General features: G+C 56.4%; 1 protein-coding gene. It reads right to left on the bottom strand.

The features are described 5' to 3' along the window. Window positions 1-76: 76 nt before the first annotated feature. Window positions 77-264 (bottom strand): hypothetical protein (locus tag R0J87_RS21415; protein WP_498888816.1); only part of this gene is annotated, 188 nt, incomplete at its 5' end.

The raw sequence follows: 264 nt of genomic DNA, 5'->3' as shown, positions 1-264 counted from the left end.
AATGCGATCTGAAGCTCACCATCAAAGTCGGTTTCCTCGAGGCGGCAATGGGCTTTGAGTTGCTCAAACGTCACCATCAGTCGATCTCCGCATAGCGGAAGCCCTCGGCGTGGCGCACCACCACATCCGCATCGAGGAAGGCATGCAGGATAGCACCGCCCTTACTGGCAACGTCGCTGTGGAACGGGTTCATCATCAGATCCACGCCAGACCAGTAGCCGACGTAGAGGCTGGCCCATTCGCCATAAATCAAAGCGTTCTTGT

Source organism: Halomonas sp. SIMBA_159, from assembly GCF_046536035.1.
Classification (GTDB): domain Bacteria; phylum Pseudomonadota; class Gammaproteobacteria; order Pseudomonadales; family Halomonadaceae; genus Vreelandella; species Vreelandella venusta_A.
Note: the sequence above shows the minus strand (reverse complement) of the source record. Positions and strands in the feature narration are given on the sequence as shown.